General features: G+C 60.4%; 18 protein-coding genes. 3 read left to right on the top strand and 15 right to left on the bottom strand.

What is annotated here, in order from left to right:
* Position 1: 1 nt before the first annotated feature.
* Complete coding sequence (locus tag ACEQZY_RS15595) at positions 2–817, bottom strand: SDR family NAD(P)-dependent oxidoreductase (protein WP_370155710.1); 816 nt, start codon at positions 815–817, stop codon at positions 2–4.
* Between the two features lie 117 nt (positions 818–934).
* Here ACEQZY_RS15595 and ACEQZY_RS15600 point away from each other — a divergent pair, with 117 nt between their 5' ends.
* From ACEQZY_RS15600 to ACEQZY_RS15610, 3 genes are all read left to right on the top strand, one after another.
* A complete protein-coding gene (locus tag ACEQZY_RS15600; protein ID WP_370155712.1) occupies positions 935–1,843 on the top strand; it encodes an IclR family transcriptional regulator in 909 nt (302 codons plus the stop codon).
* Positions 1,844–1,896: 53 nt separating this feature from the next.
* The gene (locus ACEQZY_RS15605) at positions 1,897–2,535 is read left to right on the top strand and encodes a flavin reductase family protein (protein ID WP_370155714.1); all 639 of its coding nucleotides are present in this window, start codon (positions 1,897–1,899) and stop codon (positions 2,533–2,535) included.
* Between the two features lie 61 nt (positions 2,536–2,596).
* Positions 2,597–3,130 (top strand): nuclear transport factor 2 family protein, encoded by a 534-nt coding sequence (locus tag ACEQZY_RS15610; RefSeq protein ID WP_370155716.1) that lies wholly within the window; start codon positions 2,597–2,599, stop codon positions 3,128–3,130.
* Between the two features lie 10 nt (positions 3,131–3,140).
* On the opposite strand, the gene fahA is transcribed toward ACEQZY_RS15610, so the two are convergent.
* The 14 genes from fahA to ACEQZY_RS15680 all read right to left on the bottom strand — a co-directional run bounded on the left by fahA (position 3,141) and on the right by ACEQZY_RS15680 (position 17,333).
* Positions 3,141–4,451 (bottom strand): fumarylacetoacetase, encoded by a 1,311-nt coding sequence (fahA, locus tag ACEQZY_RS15615; RefSeq protein WP_370155718.1) that lies wholly within the window; start codon positions 4,449–4,451, stop codon positions 3,141–3,143.
* An 8-nt stretch (positions 4,452–4,459) separates the two neighbouring features.
* A complete protein-coding gene (gene hmgA / locus ACEQZY_RS15620; protein ID WP_370155720.1) occupies positions 4,460–5,818 on the bottom strand; it encodes a homogentisate 1,2-dioxygenase in 1,359 nt (452 codons plus the stop codon).
* Between the two features lie 983 nt (positions 5,819–6,801).
* Entirely contained in the window at positions 6,802–7,443 is a 642-nt protein-coding gene (locus tag ACEQZY_RS15625; RefSeq protein ID WP_370155723.1) for a hypothetical protein, read from the bottom strand.
* Between the two features lie 220 nt (positions 7,444–7,663).
* Positions 7,664–7,876, bottom strand: a complete 213-nt coding sequence (locus tag ACEQZY_RS15630; protein ID WP_300295673.1) for a DUF2274 domain-containing protein — start codon at positions 7,874–7,876, stop codon at positions 7,664–7,666.
* Between the two features lie 9 nt (positions 7,877–7,885).
* Positions 7,886–9,115, bottom strand: coding sequence for a TrbI/VirB10 family protein (locus ACEQZY_RS15635; protein WP_300295676.1), 1,230 nt, complete (start codon positions 9,113–9,115; stop codon positions 7,886–7,888).
* Positions 9,112–10,131, bottom strand: coding sequence for a P-type conjugative transfer protein TrbG (trbG, locus tag ACEQZY_RS15640; protein ID WP_300295679.1), 1,020 nt, complete (start codon positions 10,129–10,131; stop codon positions 9,112–9,114). Before trbG ends, ACEQZY_RS15635 begins: the two co-directional genes overlap by 4 nt.
* Positions 10,128–10,823, bottom strand: a complete 696-nt coding sequence (gene trbF, locus ACEQZY_RS15645; RefSeq protein ID WP_300295682.1) for a conjugal transfer protein TrbF — start codon at positions 10,821–10,823, stop codon at positions 10,128–10,130. The genes trbG and trbF overlap by 4 nt, the downstream gene beginning before the upstream one ends.
* A gap of 2 nt (positions 10,824–10,825) precedes the next feature.
* The gene (gene trbL, locus ACEQZY_RS15650; protein ID WP_300295685.1) at positions 10,826–12,145 is read right to left on the bottom strand and encodes a P-type conjugative transfer protein TrbL; all 1,320 of its coding nucleotides are present in this window, start codon (positions 12,143–12,145) and stop codon (positions 10,826–10,828) included.
* A gap of 3 nt (positions 12,146–12,148) precedes the next feature.
* A complete protein-coding gene (trbJ, locus tag ACEQZY_RS15655; RefSeq protein ID WP_300295687.1) occupies positions 12,149–12,853 on the bottom strand; it encodes a P-type conjugative transfer protein TrbJ in 705 nt (234 codons plus the stop codon).
* Positions 12,850–15,315, bottom strand: a complete 2,466-nt coding sequence (gene trbE, locus ACEQZY_RS15660; protein WP_300295689.1) for a conjugal transfer protein TrbE — start codon at positions 15,313–15,315, stop codon at positions 12,850–12,852. Before trbE ends, trbJ begins: the two co-directional genes overlap by 4 nt.
* The gene (locus ACEQZY_RS15665; RefSeq protein ID WP_300295692.1) at positions 15,309–15,572 is read right to left on the bottom strand and encodes a VirB3 family type IV secretion system protein; all 264 of its coding nucleotides are present in this window, start codon (positions 15,570–15,572) and stop codon (positions 15,309–15,311) included. The genes trbE and ACEQZY_RS15665 overlap by 7 nt, the downstream gene beginning before the upstream one ends.
* On the bottom strand, positions 15,569–15,892 hold the full coding sequence (locus ACEQZY_RS15670) for a TrbC/VirB2 family protein (protein ID WP_300295695.1): 324 nt from the start codon (positions 15,890–15,892) through the stop codon (positions 15,569–15,571). The genes ACEQZY_RS15665 and ACEQZY_RS15670 overlap by 4 nt, the downstream gene beginning before the upstream one ends.
* Positions 15,886–16,893, bottom strand: coding sequence for a P-type conjugative transfer ATPase TrbB (trbB, locus tag ACEQZY_RS15675; protein WP_300295697.1), 1,008 nt, complete (start codon positions 16,891–16,893; stop codon positions 15,886–15,888). The genes ACEQZY_RS15670 and trbB overlap by 7 nt, the downstream gene beginning before the upstream one ends.
* Complete coding sequence (locus ACEQZY_RS15680; protein WP_300295700.1) at positions 16,890–17,333, bottom strand: CopG family transcriptional regulator; 444 nt, start codon at positions 17,331–17,333, stop codon at positions 16,890–16,892. Before ACEQZY_RS15680 ends, trbB begins: the two co-directional genes overlap by 4 nt.
* Positions 17,334–17,339 lie beyond the last annotated feature (6 nt).

The raw sequence follows: 17,339 nt of genomic DNA on the forward strand, positions 1-17,339 counted from the left end.
ATCAGATGGCAATAAAGCCGCCGTCGACGGGCAGCGTCACGCCCGTTACAAAACTCGACAATTGAGAACTCAAGAACAGGATCGCGCCCACCAGCTCTTCGGGCTCGGCAAAGCGCTTCACCAGAGCATGCTGGAGAAGCTCTTCAGTCACCGCTGGATTGGAGCGTGACGCCACGGTCATCGGCGTCGAGATAAGGCCAGGCGCAATAGCGTTCACGCGGATGCCATCCTGAGCAAGGTCTGCGGCTAGGCCCTTGGTCATCTGGACCACGGCGCCCTTGCTCGCTGCATATCCAACGACGTTGCGGCGATAGGCGATGAAGGCCGCGATGCTGGCCACGTTGACGATACGCCCGCGGGTTTTACGAAGCTGCGGCAGCAACGCGTGCGCCATGTTCAGGGAACCTTCGACGTTGACCCGGAACTGGTCGGACGCCGAATCCAGGAAGCCTTCGTCGTCCATGCTGACCTTGCGGAAGATACCAGCATTGTTGATGAGGATGGAAATCGGGCCGAACTCACCCTTGGCCTTCGCGACCACTTCGGCGGCCTGCGCCCGGTTGGCCACGTCGAGCGCGATTACGATGGAACGACCACCAGCCTTGTTGATTTCGGCCGAGACTTGAGAAGCTGCAGCCAGGTTGACGTCGCAAAGCACGACAGCAGCGCCACTCGCAGCCAGGGATTTGGCGATCGCCGCCCCATTGCCTTGGGCTGCACCCGTTACAAGCGCGGCGTCGTCTGCCAGCAGGCCCGGGATAGCGTTTGCGACCTTGCCGAACGGAAAACTGGCGTAGGTGACGGCCGTGTCTGCCACTTGTTTCTCTCCCGAGAAGTTTTATAATGCGTAATTGATTACGCTTAATAGATATAATCACAAATGAGATGATCGCGTCAATGCGCCTTCGTCTCGGGAATTGCCCAGGAGAGGACGATGGCGAACGAAAACTCCGAAAATGCTGAGGAAATGCAGGCTGGTATTCAGTCTGTCGAGGTTGCGGGCGTAATCCTTCAAGCCTTGATTAAGACCGACCACTCGCAGCGGCTCTCGGAAGTGGCGAGAATGACTGGCCTTCCTCCCGCAAAAGTACATCGCTATCTCGTGAGTTTGGCTCGAATCGGTCTCGCCTCGCAGAATCTCCTGACCGGTCGATACGACCTCGGCCCTATGGCCATGCAGATTGGCTTGAAAGGCTTCAGTCGTTTCGATGCGCTGCGTTACGCGTCCGATATGCTCGACGGCCTGGTCGAACGTCTTGGCGAAACAGCAGGTCTGGTCGTCTGGAGCGAACAGGGCCCAAAATTCGTGCGTATGTCGGAGGCGCGGCACGCACATGCCAGCACCATCTCCTTCTCGCATATTTGCCCGATGACCTGGTCGGCCACCGGACTACTCTTCAGCTCGTTTGAAGACCAGGCTCGCACTCGTCCGCTCATCCTGCGAGAGCTGGAACAGAACAGGCTGCTGGACCGTCCTTCGGCCCCGAAGGATGAGAGCGAACTTCAACAGACTCTCGTCGCCGTTCGCGCGCAAGGCGTCGCCACCGTCGCCAATGGTGGCGGTGCGGGCATCGCTGGCATCAGTGCACCAGTTTGGGATGCCTCGGGTAAGTTCGCGATGGCGGTGACTGTCTTCGCGCAATCGGGTCGCATCGACACCCGGATGGGGACCGAGCTTGTTCGGGAGGTCTGCGCTACTGCCGAAAAGCTTTCACTCGCGCTTGGCTACCACCCGTCGATTCCGAAGATAGGCCTGACCGAGCCCGCCAATAACACCGACTCCGTGCCGCGACCCCAGCGCAAAGCCCGGCAATCCCGCTCCGCCCAGCTGCAGGATAGCTGAGCGGCCTTGTTCCCACCCATGCCCGGCAGGACGGGCGAAACACGAGTAAGCAAATGACCCAAGCCGCAGTCGCAGATAAATCACTCACTAAGCTGCATGCCCGCAGTTTGTCTTGGGCGGACCAGTACAAGCTTCTGGGCGGTCTGGTCTATCCTCGTCCCATTGGTCTGGTGTCGACGATTGGCCCAGACGGCCCCAATGCCGCCCCGTTCAGCTTCTTCAACGCCATCGCCGTTGACCCACCGATGTTGATGTTCTCGATTGGCCCGAAAGCCGGTACCATCAAGGACACCCTGACCAACATCCGCGAATGCCCGGAATTTGTTATCCATCTCGTGAGCGATGAGATTAAGGACGGCATGAATATCTGCGCCGTCGAACACCCTGCGCATGTCAACGAAATGGATCTAGCTGGTTTTACCACCGTGCCGTCCGATCTGGTAAAGCCGCCCCGTATCGTTGACGCCCCAGTGCAGTTCGAGTGCAAACTGGAGCGGATTATTGAGCTGGGGAAGACTCCCTACTACCTGGTAATCGGTGAAGTCCTGCTCATCCACGCTCACGAGGGAATCATCTCGGAGCGCCATCACGTCAACGCCGACAAACTTGACCTGATCGGCCGCATTGCCGGGGCTGGCGTCTACGTGAAGACCAATAACACCTTCGTAATGCCGCTTCCCGCAGCGGAATGACCGCAGCAATGCGCGGATGCCGGTGAGACTCCGGCATCCCTTCTGCTTCAGGGAGTGACACGTGACAACCCAGAATAGCCGCGTCAGTCCGTCCGATTTCCAGGAAATCTCCCGGACCAAAGCCCGCTACTGCCGGTACGTGGACACCAAGCAGTGGAGCAAGATACCCAGCCTGTTTACGACTGATGCTAGGTTCGAAGGCTTTTCCTTTGCGCCGAAGCCCATCGACCTCGATTTCTTCATGAAAAATCTGGCCGAGCGCATGGCGGGGTGCACCTCAGTCCATCGCGTCGTGATGCCTGATATGGTTCCCACGTCGCCAGACACTGCCCGTGTTATTTGGTCGATGACCGATTACAACGAGTGGCCGAATGAAATCGCTTTCCCCGGCACAGACGGCGCCTTTGGCTTCCGCGGCTACGGGTATTACGAAGAAGACTATGTCCGCTCCGATGATACCTGGGTGATATCATTCACGCGCCTCGTGCGTGTCCGCATGGACCCGATCCTGAAAGCAGATACCCGCGGTGTTTCCAACTGCAAGGCCGCCCCGGTTTTCATTCATCCGGGCCTGCACTGGTTGGATCACCTGTAAACGGCAGATTTCATGGATTGGCGGGCAGAATACTGGCCCGGCAATCGCCGAACCCAATCGAGAGCCCGTCCGCAGTCCTGGCACGCGCGCGCATGATGACCTCGTCGCCGTCTTCCAGAAACGAACGCTTCTCGCCCGATTCCAAAGTCAACGGCGCAGTGCCGCCAACTGTGGACTCCAGCAAGCTGCCGCAACTGGTGCTGTCGGGACCTGAAATGGTGCCCGAACCCAAGAAATCGCCCGGCTGAAGATTACAGCCATTACTGGTGTGATGGGCGACCATCTGGGCGACAGACCAGTACATGTGCCTGGCATGCGAGGCGCCGACGAGATGCGGCTGCAGCTTCTTCTCGCGAAGACCCGGCGTCAGCAGATAGACCTCAAGCTCGATGTTGAGGCCGCCCTCTTTGCGATCACTGGCGCTATCGAGATACGGCAACGGTGCCGGATCTCCGTCAGGGCGCTCCGACCGCGGCATCCGGAATGGCTCCAGGGCTTCCGCAGTCACAATCCAGTTCGAGATGGTGCTACCGAAGTTCTTTGACAGGAACGGACCCAGCGGCTGGTATTCCCAGGCCTGGATATCGCGAGCCGACCAATCGTTCAGCAGGCAGAAGCCCGCCACATGCTCATAGGCGTTATCGATGGAAAGGGGACTTCCCAGCTTATTCCCCTGGCCGACCCAGATGCCAATTTCCAGCTCATAGTCCAGGCGCTTGCTCGGGCCATATGCCGGAGTGGTCTCGGTCGGCGGCTTCAGCTGGCCTTTGGGGCGGCGAACCGGGATGCCTGACGGGCAGATGGACGATGCTCGGCCGTGATAGCCGATCGGAACGTACTTGTAGTTAGGCAGCAGCGGGCTGTCCGGCCGGAACTGCTTGCCGACGTTCGTGGCATGGTGGATGCCGACATAGAAGTCCGTGTAGTCGCCGACGTGCGCCGGGAGATGCATCAGGCAGCCATCGGCGGGCAGCAGGCAGGCCGCGACCTTGTTCTTGTTGGCAAGGACTGCGCCGAAAAGTTCAGACAGCCGTCCACGCAATGCCCGGCGGCGGCGGCCGTCCAGCGCCAGGTAGTCGTTCAGGGTCGCACCCGATGCAGCTTCCGCCGCCTCAGAGGCGACACCAGAGAACAGTCCCGCTTTCAGCGCAGCCGACAGGTCGAAGATTTCATCGCCAATGGCCACGCCGCCCCGGGCTGCACTGTCCTGAGTGCTGAAGATGCCAATGGGAAGGTTCTGGATTGGGAAATCCTGATGGCCATCTGCACCCGGTACCCAGCTCTTCAGGGACGGGCTATGGGTCTGGTCAACGCGTGCCATGGTTACGCCTACTTCTTATCCGGGTTGAAATGCTTCTGAAGCTGGGCGCCGTAAGCCCCGTAGTCCTTCTGCAGGGCGGGCGACTGGGCGGCAAAGGCCGTGACCCGCTGCGGAAGCTTGGTCTCGAACATGAAGGCAAGTGTGCCTTCAAGCTTATGGGGTTTCAGCTCGGAGTTGCTGGCCGTTTCGAAGGCATCGCCATCGGGACCATGCGGCAGCATCATGTTATGCAACGACATCCCGCCCGGCTCGAAGCCGCCCCCGGTCTTGGCATCGTAGACGCCATAGATGAGGCCCATGAATTCGCTCATGATGTTCATATGGTACCACGGCGGCCGGAAAGTGTTTTCCGCCACCATCCAGCGCTCGGGAAAGATGACGAAGTCGACATTGGCCGTGCCCGGCGTGTCGGTGGCCGAGGTCAGCACCGTGAAAATCGACGGATCGGCATGGTCGAACAGGATGGGCCCGACCGGCGAGAAATGCCGCAGGTCGTACTTGTAGGGCGCGCAGTTGCCATGCCAGGCGACCACATCGAGCGGCGAATGGTCGATATCGGCCACCCAGAGGCTGCTGCCCCACTTCACGTACATTTTTGACGGTGCGTCGCGGTCTTCGTAGGCCGCCACCGGCGTCAGGAAGTCACGCGGATTGGCCAGGCAGTTCGCACCGATGGGGCCGCGCTCCGGCAGCGTCAGCGGGGCGCCGTAGTTTTCGCAGAGATAGCCGCGGGCAGGGCCGTCTTCCAGCTCGACACGGAACTTCACGCCGCGCGGAATGACCGCGATTTCACCAGAACCCACCCCAATGATTCCGAACTCGGTCGCAATGCGCAGGTCGCCCGACTGGGGCACGAAGACCAGCTCGCCGTCCGCGTCGTAGAAATACTCGTCCACCATCGAGCGGGTAATCAGGTAGACGTGCATGCCGATGCCGGTCTGAGAACCTGCATCGCCCGCCGTCGTCATGGTCCGGATGCCGTCGATGAAGGATAGCTTTTCCTTCGGGATTGGCAGGGCATTCCAGCGCATGGGCGCAATCGCCACTTCGGTTTCAGCGCAAGGCGCCGTCCGCCAGAAGCCAGACTCGACCTTTTTGAAGTCGCCCCAATGCCCGAGGGTCGGCCGGATACGATAGAGCCAAGACCGCTGGTTGGTCTTCCTGGGCGCGGTGAATGCCGAACCGCTCAATTGCTCGGCATAGAGACCATAGGAGCACTTTTGCGGAGAATTCTGCCCTACAGGCAGGGCTCTAGGCAGCGCCTCGGTTTCAAAGGAATTGCCGAAACCCGACATGTAACCGGGCTGGTTGGCGCTCTCAGCCTCACGGCGGGCGCGGTCGGTAACAGATGGACGCTGGACATTCATGGCCAAATCTCCCTAATAGTTACAAGTGTAACTATCGATTTTGTAACTATCAACGGCCATGTCGAAGCTTGAGCTGGAATCCTTTCCACCTCAGAAATCTGGGATCGGACGACAAGATGACGGACCATCGGTCACCTATGCCTTTGTAAGGACTCTTGTCAGTTCCAGCTTACGTGCCTTGCGGCTCTTGGCCTTGCTTCGGTCTTTAGCAGGAAGTAGCAGAATGTCGTCGCGCTTGGGTCGCGGCGGCATTTTCAGGACGAATGACCGCCGGAAGGGATTCTCTAGGCCACGGGCTTCCACCCGGATAGCCCTATCGAAGGCCTCTTCCAGCACCTCAAGATCGATGCGGCGCCTCGAAGGTGAACAACGGGCCCCTATCATCGCAGCCCGAGCGATAGTCCTCGCGGTATCTAATGTCCCTAAGAGCCATAGAACGCTTCTTCCCCATACGATGCGAGTTCGCTTTCCCGGTTTCTCGGGTTGCAATACTCATTACCTGCCGCCCCTAAACTACAGCTAAGCTAGCGCTATCAGGATTATTTTATCAACCGAAAATTGTTCTCGGTGTTGGATTTACATCCAGGTTCACGCCCTGAAGCTCGATGATACGCCACGTCGTTGCTGACGATTGCGCGCTTCGATCATCCAGTATTGGTTCCGAAGGTCGGAGCCTACCTCAAACATCAACTCGATTACCTATATAGAACAAGGCGCACATTTCTGAGCGGTTCTATTCTTTCCGAGATACGGTCATTAGCCAATTTATCCATCAGGGCTGATCTTGACCGTCGCTACTCGCATACCGTGCTCAGTATTTTTACATCATCTTGTGTGGAGGTTGCTTATGCTGCCGGACTACTTAGAAATCGCGGCTCTGTAGCTGAGCCACATAGTTGAAAATTCAGAAAAATCACTTTGTGAGGAGAGTAAGCAGAAGGAGGTATATTCATCCGAATCCGCAATAGGCTTAGCTGCATCAATCAGTATCCCAAAGCCTTGCTGAACTTTCCGGTCACCTCTTCATCCTGCTGAACTTCTTGCCAGCGGGCATACCAGCGTTCGAAGTTACCCAGAATTCCCATGGCATCTGACAGCCGGCGAATGCGAGGTAAAGAAAGCTCATCTAAGTCGACCTGGTCTGGTGCCGGCCCCAATCCCCAACCGTGCTCCCCGTAACCTTTCCTACGCATGGAGAGGTATATCCAATCGCAGATAGCCCGCTCGGCAGTCGCACATACGAAGCGGCCGAACGGGTCAAAGTGCCGATCAAGATTGTCTTCATCGAAGCCTGCATGGAATACATGGCTTTCCATGCCCCGAATGTCGAATTCGCCAAGGCCAGTCGAAATGCTACGGGTACCGCCGTCTGGTTCGACCACGCAGAAGGCGCCAGGCAAGGAGCTATAGAAGGGTCCTTCTCCAAGCACCCAGCGCCAGCTCAGGCGGCCGCCAGGGACAATTAACGGTAATAGCTCAGCCCCATGGACTTCAGGCCGGATATCGATCCGGAAATAAATCGAGTCAAACGCTGGGGCATAAGAGCTACCCCTGCGCTTCAGGTGCGCCCGGTCACTGGGGAGTCGAGCGTCAAGAATGCGCGGAATACCAGTACCTGAGGCCATACAGCCTCCTACCTATGTCCCAACAACTATTCTCTCAAAGTCCGAAGCGGCCATAAAGCTCGGATTCACTAACAACTATACGCAGACAACTAACATTTTCATTCGGATCGACCAGACGCCCTCTTTTTAAATTTGTCAGCCTGAGCGTTGTAGCAGATGAAATCCCGCGAGTGGCCGACGAAGTCGACCATCAATTACTATGTGATATAGGCCGAAGGAATTATTTCCGAGCCCTTGCCGAAAAAGCTTTGTCGGCCTTCAGGAATTCCTCCAGCATATACGGAATCAGTTCGGTCAGACTTTCGGCTTCACCATATGTTTCCTTGTAGAAGTCCGCATATACTTGAAGACGCCTATTTAGGTCTGGATGAAGCGAAATACTTATCTTCACTGGCGTCCGGTCCGGTAATTTTGGAAGCTTCAAGCCTGACATACTCCCTCCTCAGCCCTTGCAGGGGTGCAGCACTAAATCCTTCTGGACGACCACACGCACCGGCCAGGCCGGCCGTATCGTGAGCGTTGGTTGGATGTTGAGATTCCGCTCAGTGAGCCGCTGTCCAGCACGATTGGTGTTCTGCTGGGCGGATTCTCGGATTGCTCGTACCAGATCATCTTCCTGATCACCAAGCGCCAGTTCTGTCCCCACACCCAGCATGGTCGAGAGCGCAACTCCGGCGATCAGACGCCAGGTATGATAGTCCACCTCATCTTCCAGCCCGGCATAGCCGGCCGGATCGGTCGCCGGCAGATTCTCGATGGCCAAGCTGGACCCATCCGGCCTGATGATGCGGTTCCACGCGACCAATACCCTTCGCTGGCCAAAGGCGATGACAGAATCATACTTGCCGATGAGCTGACTGCCTTGCGGGATCAGCAAATGGCGGCCCGTCACTGTGTCATAGACATGCTCGGTGACTTGTGCCTTCACCGTGCCCGGCAGATCCGAATTAATCCCCGTCACCAGGCTGGCAGCAATCACGGTGCCAGCCATCACCTGATAGGGGGATGCCGGCTGCTGCAACCGATGTGGGTTGTAAATTCTCGGATCGGCCTTCTGGTTCAGGAAGTCCAGCTTGCGCTGCTGATTATTCTGGTCGCGCTCTGGATCGAGGTCGAGGCGCCGCAGCTCGTCATCAGCTGACAAGGCCGTACCAGTCGCTTGAGCCTTTCCGTCCACGGCCGCATCCGGCTTGACCGAAACCCGGAAGAACACGCCGGCTTCCCTCGCTTGCTGCGCCTGGCGCGCCAACCGCAGCCGCTCGGCCCGCTCCGCGTCATCTTCCGAGTTGGGCCGAAAGGCCAAACGCTCGTTCCCTTGGGGACTGGCAATTCCAGCCTCACGTTCGGCCCGGACTGTCGGCGGGCCGAGATCGCCAGCCATTGGCGGCCCGAGTTGTGGCACAGACTTGTTCATCTCGCCGTAGGTTCTGGGTAAGACCGATAATCCATCTGCCGTGGGCTTACGATCGATATTGTAGAGTTCCTTGCCCTGCCCTTTGGACCGGAAACTTGGCGGATTGAGCGCGATCAAGGTTGTGCCAAAGACCAGCGCCGATCCGATGGCCGCCACGCCAATCAGCAGCTTGCGACTGAACCGCGTCACCGGTCGCGGGTGCGCCCGCAACACCAGCTCGTCCGGCGGCACTTTGCCGGCTTGACCCGCCTCGCTCATGGCCGTCGCTCCGGACCGGCTGCAGTTTGCGGCCGACCATCGGTACGGCTGACCCGCACCACCTGCTGCGGCCCCTTGCCAAGACGGAGTTCTGCAGCGGCAAATAGCCGGTCGACAATGTAGTAATTGCCGCGGACCCGGTAGTTGACCAGTTCAGCGCCGCCATCCGCACCGACCACGAAAAGCGGTGGCGCCTCGCCCTGGTCGAGCCGAGCCGGAAACTGGATATAGACTTTATGACTGTCATCGAAGGCTCGGACCGGCCGCCACGGCGGCTTATCGCCGGTGATCTCGTAGCGGAAGCGCAACCGCTCCAGTGCGATGCCGCCGTCAACAGGCTGCGCGGATGCGGCCGCTTCATTGCGCGCCTGGAGAAGCAGCAGTTTATCCTGCGGATAATTCCAGGAGACGGCTGCCATATAGCTGGCCGGCGTGCTCTCCAGCTCCAGGTGATAGGCTCGGCGGTCGGTGGTGATCACCAGATTGGTCTTTAGGTCCGGTGCTGTCGGTTTGACCAGGATATGGACCTGCAAGGACTCACCGGAGCCGCTGGTGGTGTCGCCAACGACCCAGCGCACGGTATCGCCAGCCGACACCGCGATCAGCTTCTCGCCGGGCTGCAAGGCGATATCGCTGACCTGCTCCGGCATGGTGTAGAGCCGATAGAGCGCACCCGGCGTGAAGGGATAGATCTGCACGGCATTGATATAGCCATGCCGGTTCGGTTCCTGCCGGGCAGCCGCATTGGCTGCCGTCACCCGTTCTGCCGGCGACCGACTGTCTGGTTCTGAGCTTTTGCCATCCGGCAACGGCTTCAACTGCCCCGGCAGTGGCAGAGGCTCCGGGATCCGCACGATCTCGGCCGGCCTGGGCGGCTCGGCCGAGAGAGCAGCCGGCGTGAAGGTCTCATTGTCATAAGAAATCACCGGCGGCGGCAGCTTGTCGGTGCAGGCCGCCAAGGCAAGACCCGATGTCCCGATCAGGCATAGGCGAGCAGTGACAGTATATAATGTCATGGCACTTCTCCGGGGTTGAGTTCCCGCGACCAATCGAGGCCGTGGACATAGATACCGAGCGGATTCTTGCGTAAGGTCACCGCATCGCGCGGCTGCTGGATCACAATGGTGAGGATACCGGTCCAGCGCTCGGTGCCGATACGGGTGCCCTGCTTCCAGATTTCCTCGGTCCATTTGATCTGGAAGGAGTCACCTGAAGCCCGTACCACGCTGGTGACCTCGACCGAGACCGTACGCTCACCTACCGCCTTGAAAGGGTCGCTGCTGAGTGCGTAAGAATTCAGCATCTGCGCACCGCGGTCGGTGGCATAGTCGTAAGCCTCCAGCCAGGCCTTGCGCACTACGATGGGGTCGATGGAGAGACCGCGGACATCGCGGATGAAGCGCGCCAGGTGATAGGCGATCTGCGCGTCGGTCGGCTGGTAAGGGTGTTCGGCCGGGCTAACCGCACTCACTGCGCCGAAACGATCGACCTCGACCACATAAGGCGTGACCCTGGATTGTCCGGCCTGCCAGACGATCCCACCCGCCAGCCCAATTGCCAGGATCAGGCATCCGAAGGCCATCAGTCGCCAATTGGCAGCCTGGACCCTGGCCGAGCCGATCCGCTCATCCCAGGCTTGCGCGGCCTTCTGATAGGGCGTGATGGGCTCCGGCGTATCGCCGTAACGGCTGCTGGATCGCTTGAACATACTCACTCCCTGTCCTGGAGGTCCGGGTTGGCGGCGCTGCCGGAGCGGTCGCCATCCTTGATGGCCTGGGCTGCGATGTGCGTCTGGGTGCGACGACGCTGCTCAGACCGCAGGCGTTCGGCCCAGGCCGGCGCCGATGCCGGCCGTGCCGACATGGGCGTCGACGCAGAAGCTGGCGGCGTGCCACCGGTGGCCGTCCAAGCCGCCTGACGCCCGGCCTGCATGCCAGCCTGGATCGGGCTAGGTGATGCACCTTGGAACGATTTGCCCATCATGATGACGCCAGCCTTGGCGACACCGGCCAAGCCAGCCCCGACACCGGCGAGGCCGCTGGCACTGGAGCCGGTCTTGCCCAGCTCATAGGCGGTGGAAGTTCCAGCGCTTAAGGCGGCCCCAGCGCGGACGGCCGAAAGCCCCTGGCCGGAGATCATGCGGGCGGCGGCAAATCCCAAACCGGCGCCAGCCATGGCCCCCGCCGCCAGACCGCCGACCGTGCCGATCGCAGCGCCGGCACCCAGTTGCGGCGCACCCGAAGTCAAACCGGCGGCAATACCAGGTCCGAAGATGCCAAGGCCAAAGAGCGCGATGGCGCCCAGCACCAGCGACATAGCCTGGGTCAGATTGGGCGGCTGCCCCTGCAAGGCAGAGACGAAATCGGCAAACAGCGTCGTGCCGATACCAACGATAACGGCCAGCACCATCATCTTGACGCCCGAGCCGACCACATTGCCGAGAACGCGCTCGGCCAGAAAGGCGGTCTTGTTCCAAAGCGCGAAAGGCACCAGGACGAAGCCGGCAAGACAGGTCAACTTGAACTCAACGATAGTGATGAAGAGCTGGACCGAGAGAATGAAGAAGGCCAGCACCACCACGGCCCAGGCAAACAGTAACACTAGAACGGTGACGACATTGTCGAAGAAAGTGCTGAACCCCAGCATCGAGCCGGCCTGCTTGAGCAAAGGCCAGGCGGCTTGAAAACCGGTGCCGGCGACAAAGCCCGGCCGCAGCAGGTCATTGGCCGACAGGCTGTTGGCGGTGGCCTTCAGGCCGAGGCCCGTGAAGGAGTCGAAGATGACACCCGACAGCATCGTCCAGTTGTTGAGTAGCAGCGCGAAGACACCGACATAGAGGACTTTACGGATCAGCTTGGCCAACACATCGACATCCTGGCCCGACGACCAGAAGAGACCGGCAAGCGTGATATCGATCGCCACCAGCACGCTGGTCAGATAGGCCACCTCACCGGTCAGCAGGCCGAAGCCGCTGTCGATATAGGTCGTAAAGACCTCGGTGAAACGATCAATGACGCTTAAATCGTTCATCACTTACCGCCCCGGATAGGCATCGCTGGAGCCCATGAATTGCTCGAAACTGGCCCGGGCTTGCTCCTGGGCCATCGCGGCCCGTGCTTTCTCCAGTGCGTCGGCACGGTATTGCGCTGTGGCCAGGCCTTGCGCCTGCAACTGCTGCTTGGCCGACAGCGCGAGCAGTTGGTTGGTCGCCTGGCTGGCCTGCAGATTGCCTTGGGCGGCATCTGACTGATCGATCAGCCGTCCCAGCTCGTCCGTGTCAGCGTCAATGTTGGCCGACACTTGCGCCTGCATACGCATGGTCCGTTGCAGCGCGGCGACGGAATTCTCCCAGCGCCGACGCGCATCCTGACTCAACTGATCCTGAGTAACGCTTGCGCTGTACTGCTGCGGGTACTGTTCGGCAAAGGCGCGATCGGTCTGCTCCATGTCGAAGGCAATGCCGTCGGCCTGGCGCATCAGGATGGTGATACGGCCAAGCCCAGACTGGATGGCATAGAGGCTGGAATAGTCCATGCGCTGCAGATTGCGCGCCTGGTTCTGCAGCATGAGGATCTGGTTCTGCAGACCCTGGACTTGGTTGTTGATCTGCTGCAACGTACGGGCCGCCTGCAGCACATTCTGGGCATAATTGGAGGGATCGAAGACAGTGAGCGCCTGAACAGGCGATGCCGCAGCAAAGAAGCCTGCCGTCAGGGTGACCATCAGATGCCGCTTCATGATGACGCCTCCATCCGTTGCACACGAAAGTCCTCAGCCAGATAGGCCGCCCATTCGAGACCTTGGGCCGCAAACCAAGCCTCCGTGAAGCGCTCCGGCCCGGCCTTAGCGAGCACGTCGTCGATACGTTTTTGATCATCCGGCGTAGATGCCCCGCAAAGGCTGAGCGCCACCGGACCGAGGCCGAGTTCGAAGAGGCGATTGCCGCGTCGGGATTGCAGGTAGTAATCCCGCTTGGGCTGGGCCTGCGCGATCAACTGGATTTGCCGCTCATTCAGCCCAAAACGCTCATAGACCAGCCTGATCTGCGGCTCGATGGCCCGGTCGTTGGGGAGGAAGATGCGCTGTGGGCAGGCTTCGATGATGGCGGGTGCTATGCCGCTATTGGCGATATCGGACAGCGAGGGCGCGGCGAAGATAACAGCGACATTCTTCTTGCGCAGGGTCTTCAACCAGGCGCGGATACGAGCGGCAAAGAATGGATGATCCAGAAAGAGCCAAGCCTCATCGAGGATCAGCAATGTCGGCCGGCCGTCGAACTGCGCCTCCAGCCGATGGAACAGAGAGGTCAGCACCGGCAGGATGACGCCCGCCTGCCCCATCAAGGCGTCCATCTCGAAGCAGGTCACGTCGGCAAGGCTCAAATCTTCGGTGGATGCATCAAGCAAACTCCCGAACGGCCCTTCCAGGGTGTAAGGCTGCAGTGCCGTTTTCAGTGCATTGGATTGCAGCAATACGCTAAGCCCAGTCAGCGTTCGCTCATGGATCGGCGCCGAGGCCAGACTGTTCAGCGCCGACCAGAGCGCTTCCTTGACCTCTGGCGTCACGATGACCTTCTCATGGGCGAACAGGCCAGCCAGCCATTCAGCCGCCCAACTGCGCTCGGCAGGGTCGTCGATATGACGCAAGGGCTGGAAGGACAGCGCACCCTGTAGCTTCAGATCGTGATACTGCCCGCCCATGGCGAGCACGGCGGCCCGGCTGGAGCGGTCCTTGTCGAACATCACGATGCGCGAGCGCGGATAGCGCCGGAACTGCAGCATGATGAGGGCCAGCAGCACCGATTTGCCCGCCCCGGTTGGGCCGGCCATGAACATGTGCCCGACATCGCCGATATGAGTGACGAAGCGAAATGGCGTGGTACCGCGGGTCTCGGCCAGCAGCAAGGACGGGCCATCGAGATGTGTATTGCCTTCGGGCCCGGCCCAGATCGCCGAGAGCGGCACCAGATGGGTGAGATTGAGCGTATGCACCAGTGGTTGACGGACATTGGCATAGACATGGCCCGGCAGGCTGCCGAGCCAGGCCTCGACGGCATTCAAGCTTTCGCGGATGGTGGCAAAACCCCGGCCATTGATGACCCTTTCGACGGCGCGCAGCTTTTCGGCTACCACTTGGCGGTCCGCATCCATGACGGTGACGGTGGTGGTGAGGTATCCGAAACTGACCTGATCGCTGCCCAGCTCCTGCAAGGCCGCATCGGCATCGACCGCCTTGTTATCGGCATCGGAATCCAGCAGCGGTGCCGGCTGGTTGTAGAGCACTTCGCGTAAGATCGCGGTGACTGACTTCCGCTTGGCAAACCACTGCCGGCGCAACCGAGTCAGTGCTTTGGTGGCGTCCGGTTTGTCGAGCGGGATGAAGCGCGTCACCCAACGGTATGCGAAATTGAGCTGGTTCAGTTCATCCAATAGCCCGGGCTGCGTCAGGTTGGGAAAGCCCAGCACGGTGAGGCTGCGCACATGCCGCTCGCCCAGCATCGGCTCCAGACCGCCACTGAACGGCGTGTCGGTCAGGATGGCATCGAGATAGATTGGCGTTTTCGGAACCGCGATGTCATGCCGCCGGGTCGAGATCGTACCGTGCAGGTAGGCAAGGGTGCCGGCATCATCCAGCGGTTCGAATTCCGGCATGATCAATCCGAGCAGATCGAGCGTCCGATTCGTCTCAGTCATGAACTGCTCCAGCCGTTTGCGCCAATCCTGCACCGGCTCGGCCTGATCACGCTCCAGCAAGAGATTACCCAACCGATGCACCTCATCGACCGGCGGCAGCCAGGTCAATGTGAGGTGATAGCGGCTTTCGTGATGCTGACGGCCAACCGGCGCCTCCATGCCTGGATGCAAGGCTTCACCCTGGAAGGTGGCCCGACGCTCCTGATCGACCAGCCAGGAGGCCGGGTCGGGGAAATCGCTTGTCGGGTAACCCGGTGCCTCATAGCGCTCGGCCTCGAAGAAGATCGCCCAGCCCGAGCCGAAGCGGCGCAGCACGTTGTTGAGGCGGGCGCAAGCTGCCACCAATTCAGCCTCGGTCGCGCTCTCCAAATCCGGGCCACGAAAACGGACACTACGCTGGAAGCTGCCATCCTTGTTCAGCACCACTCCGGGTGCGACCAGGGCTGCCCATGGCAGATGGTCCGCCAGCAGGGAGGCTTTGCGCCGGTATTCGCGCAAGTTCAGCATGACAGATAGCTTTTCTGGCGCAGATGACGGGCCAGCACCGTGACAAACTGCGGGTCGCGCTTGGCCGCCAGCACGGCAAGGCTATGACCGATCAGCCAGACCAGCAGGCCGGCGATCCAGAGCCGCAAGCCTAATCCCAAAGCCGCCGCGAGTGTGCCATTCAGGATGGCAAGATTGCGCGGGGCGCCGCCCAACAGGATCGGCTCGACCAGGGCCTGGTGCAGCGGCAGCTCAAAACCTTCGATGCGATTGCTCATGAGATGAGCGCCCCACCGCCAAAAGAGAAGAAGGTCAGGAAGAAGCTGGTCGCGGCAAAGGCGATCGACAGCCCAAAGACGATCTGGATCAGGCGCCGGAAACCGCCCGAGGTATCGCCGAAGGCCAATGAGAGACCTGTGACGATGATGATGATCACCGCCACGATGCGCGCAACCGGGCCCTCGACTGATTCCAGGATCGACTGCAGCGGGGATTCCCAAGGCATGTTGGAGCCGGCGGCATAGGCCGAACCGGCCGTGGCGAGTATGATAACTTGACCGGCCACACCTTGTGAGAGGATACGGACGAGCTTCAGCATGCGGCCTCCTGGCTGTGTCGTTTTGGCAGGGTGAGAAGCTCGGTCAGCCGGTAGGTGCCGTCCGGCTCGATGCCATCGAGTTGGGCGATGGTCTCGACCCGGCGTCCGAGCCCGCGGCCCGCGATGAACACGATCAGGTCGACAGCCTCGACGATCAGGCTGCGCGGCACGGTGATGACCGCCTCCTGGATCAGTTGCTCCAGCCGGTAGGGCGTGGCACGCGCCGAATTGGCATGCACTGTAGCCAGCCCACCGGGATGGCCGGTATTCCAAGCCTTCAGGAGATCGAGTGCTTCCGGGCCGCGGACCTCGCCGACGATGATGCGGGTAGGCCGTAGCCCCATGGCCGAGCGCACCAGAGCATTCAGCAGCACCACGCCGGGGATGGTACGCAGCGGCACCTTGTCAGGCGCCGCGCATTGCAGTTCGCGTCGGTCCTCGATCAGGATCACCCGCTCTCGCATCTGGGCAATCTCGGCCAGCAGGGCATTGGCCAGCGTGGTCTTGCCCGAGCTGGTGCCGCCGGCGATGACGATATTCTTATGCTCGCGCACGGCTCGACGCAGCAGGTCGGCCTGGCAGAGCGTCATCATCCGATCAGACACATAGTCTTTCAGCGTGAAGACCTTGGCGGCTGGCTTGCGGATGGCAAAGCAGGGTCCGAGCGAAACAGGCGGCACAATGGCCTCGAACCGCTCGCCAGCCAGGCCTGGCTCATGCGGGGGCAGTTCGGCGCTCAGGATCGGATTGCCAGCATGGATCTCAGCATGCACATGGGAGGCAACCAGCCGGATGATCCGCTCGACCTCGGCTGGCATCAGCTGGATGCCGGTCTCGACAATGCCCTCCGGCAACCGATCGAGACGCAACACCCCGTCGGGATTGACCATGACCTCGATCACGGCCGGATCGTTGAGCGCCATGGTGATGGCCTGCCCTAAAGCCGTGCGCAGCATGCCACGGCGGCGTTCGAGGGTTTCTGGCGAAAAGAGCCCGATCATGCCCGCCCCTCCCCGGCTCGCCTGCCTTCCATACCGTCCGGTGCGATCCGGTTGAGCACTTCCGTCGTCAGACTTTTTCCCGCCGACAGGCGCCGACCAATCTGCGCGATAAACGTCTCGAACCGCTCTGAACCTACGGCCTTTGCCGCCGCCTGATCGGCCTCCGGCAGCGGCGCCGTGATGGTGAGCTGGTAGCGGATGAAAAGGCCCAAGGTCTCCAGCAGGATCTGCTGGTCGCGTTCGATGCGGGCAAGGCTCCGACCGGTCTTATCCAGCCGCGCCTTGATCACCGGATCGATTTCGATCGCCGCGCCACGGGCGAAATAGGCTTTCAGGGCATCGGCGACGATGGCGGATTTGGAAGCACCGGGCCGTTTGCAGAGCCGCTCCAGTTGCTCGGTCAGCTCGTCATTGAGATAGAGGTGATGGCGCGGCTTCATGGCGGT

The organism is Ferrovibrio sp. (assembly GCF_964218355.1).
Classification (GTDB): domain Bacteria; phylum Pseudomonadota; class Alphaproteobacteria; order Ferrovibrionales; family Ferrovibrionaceae; genus Ferrovibrio.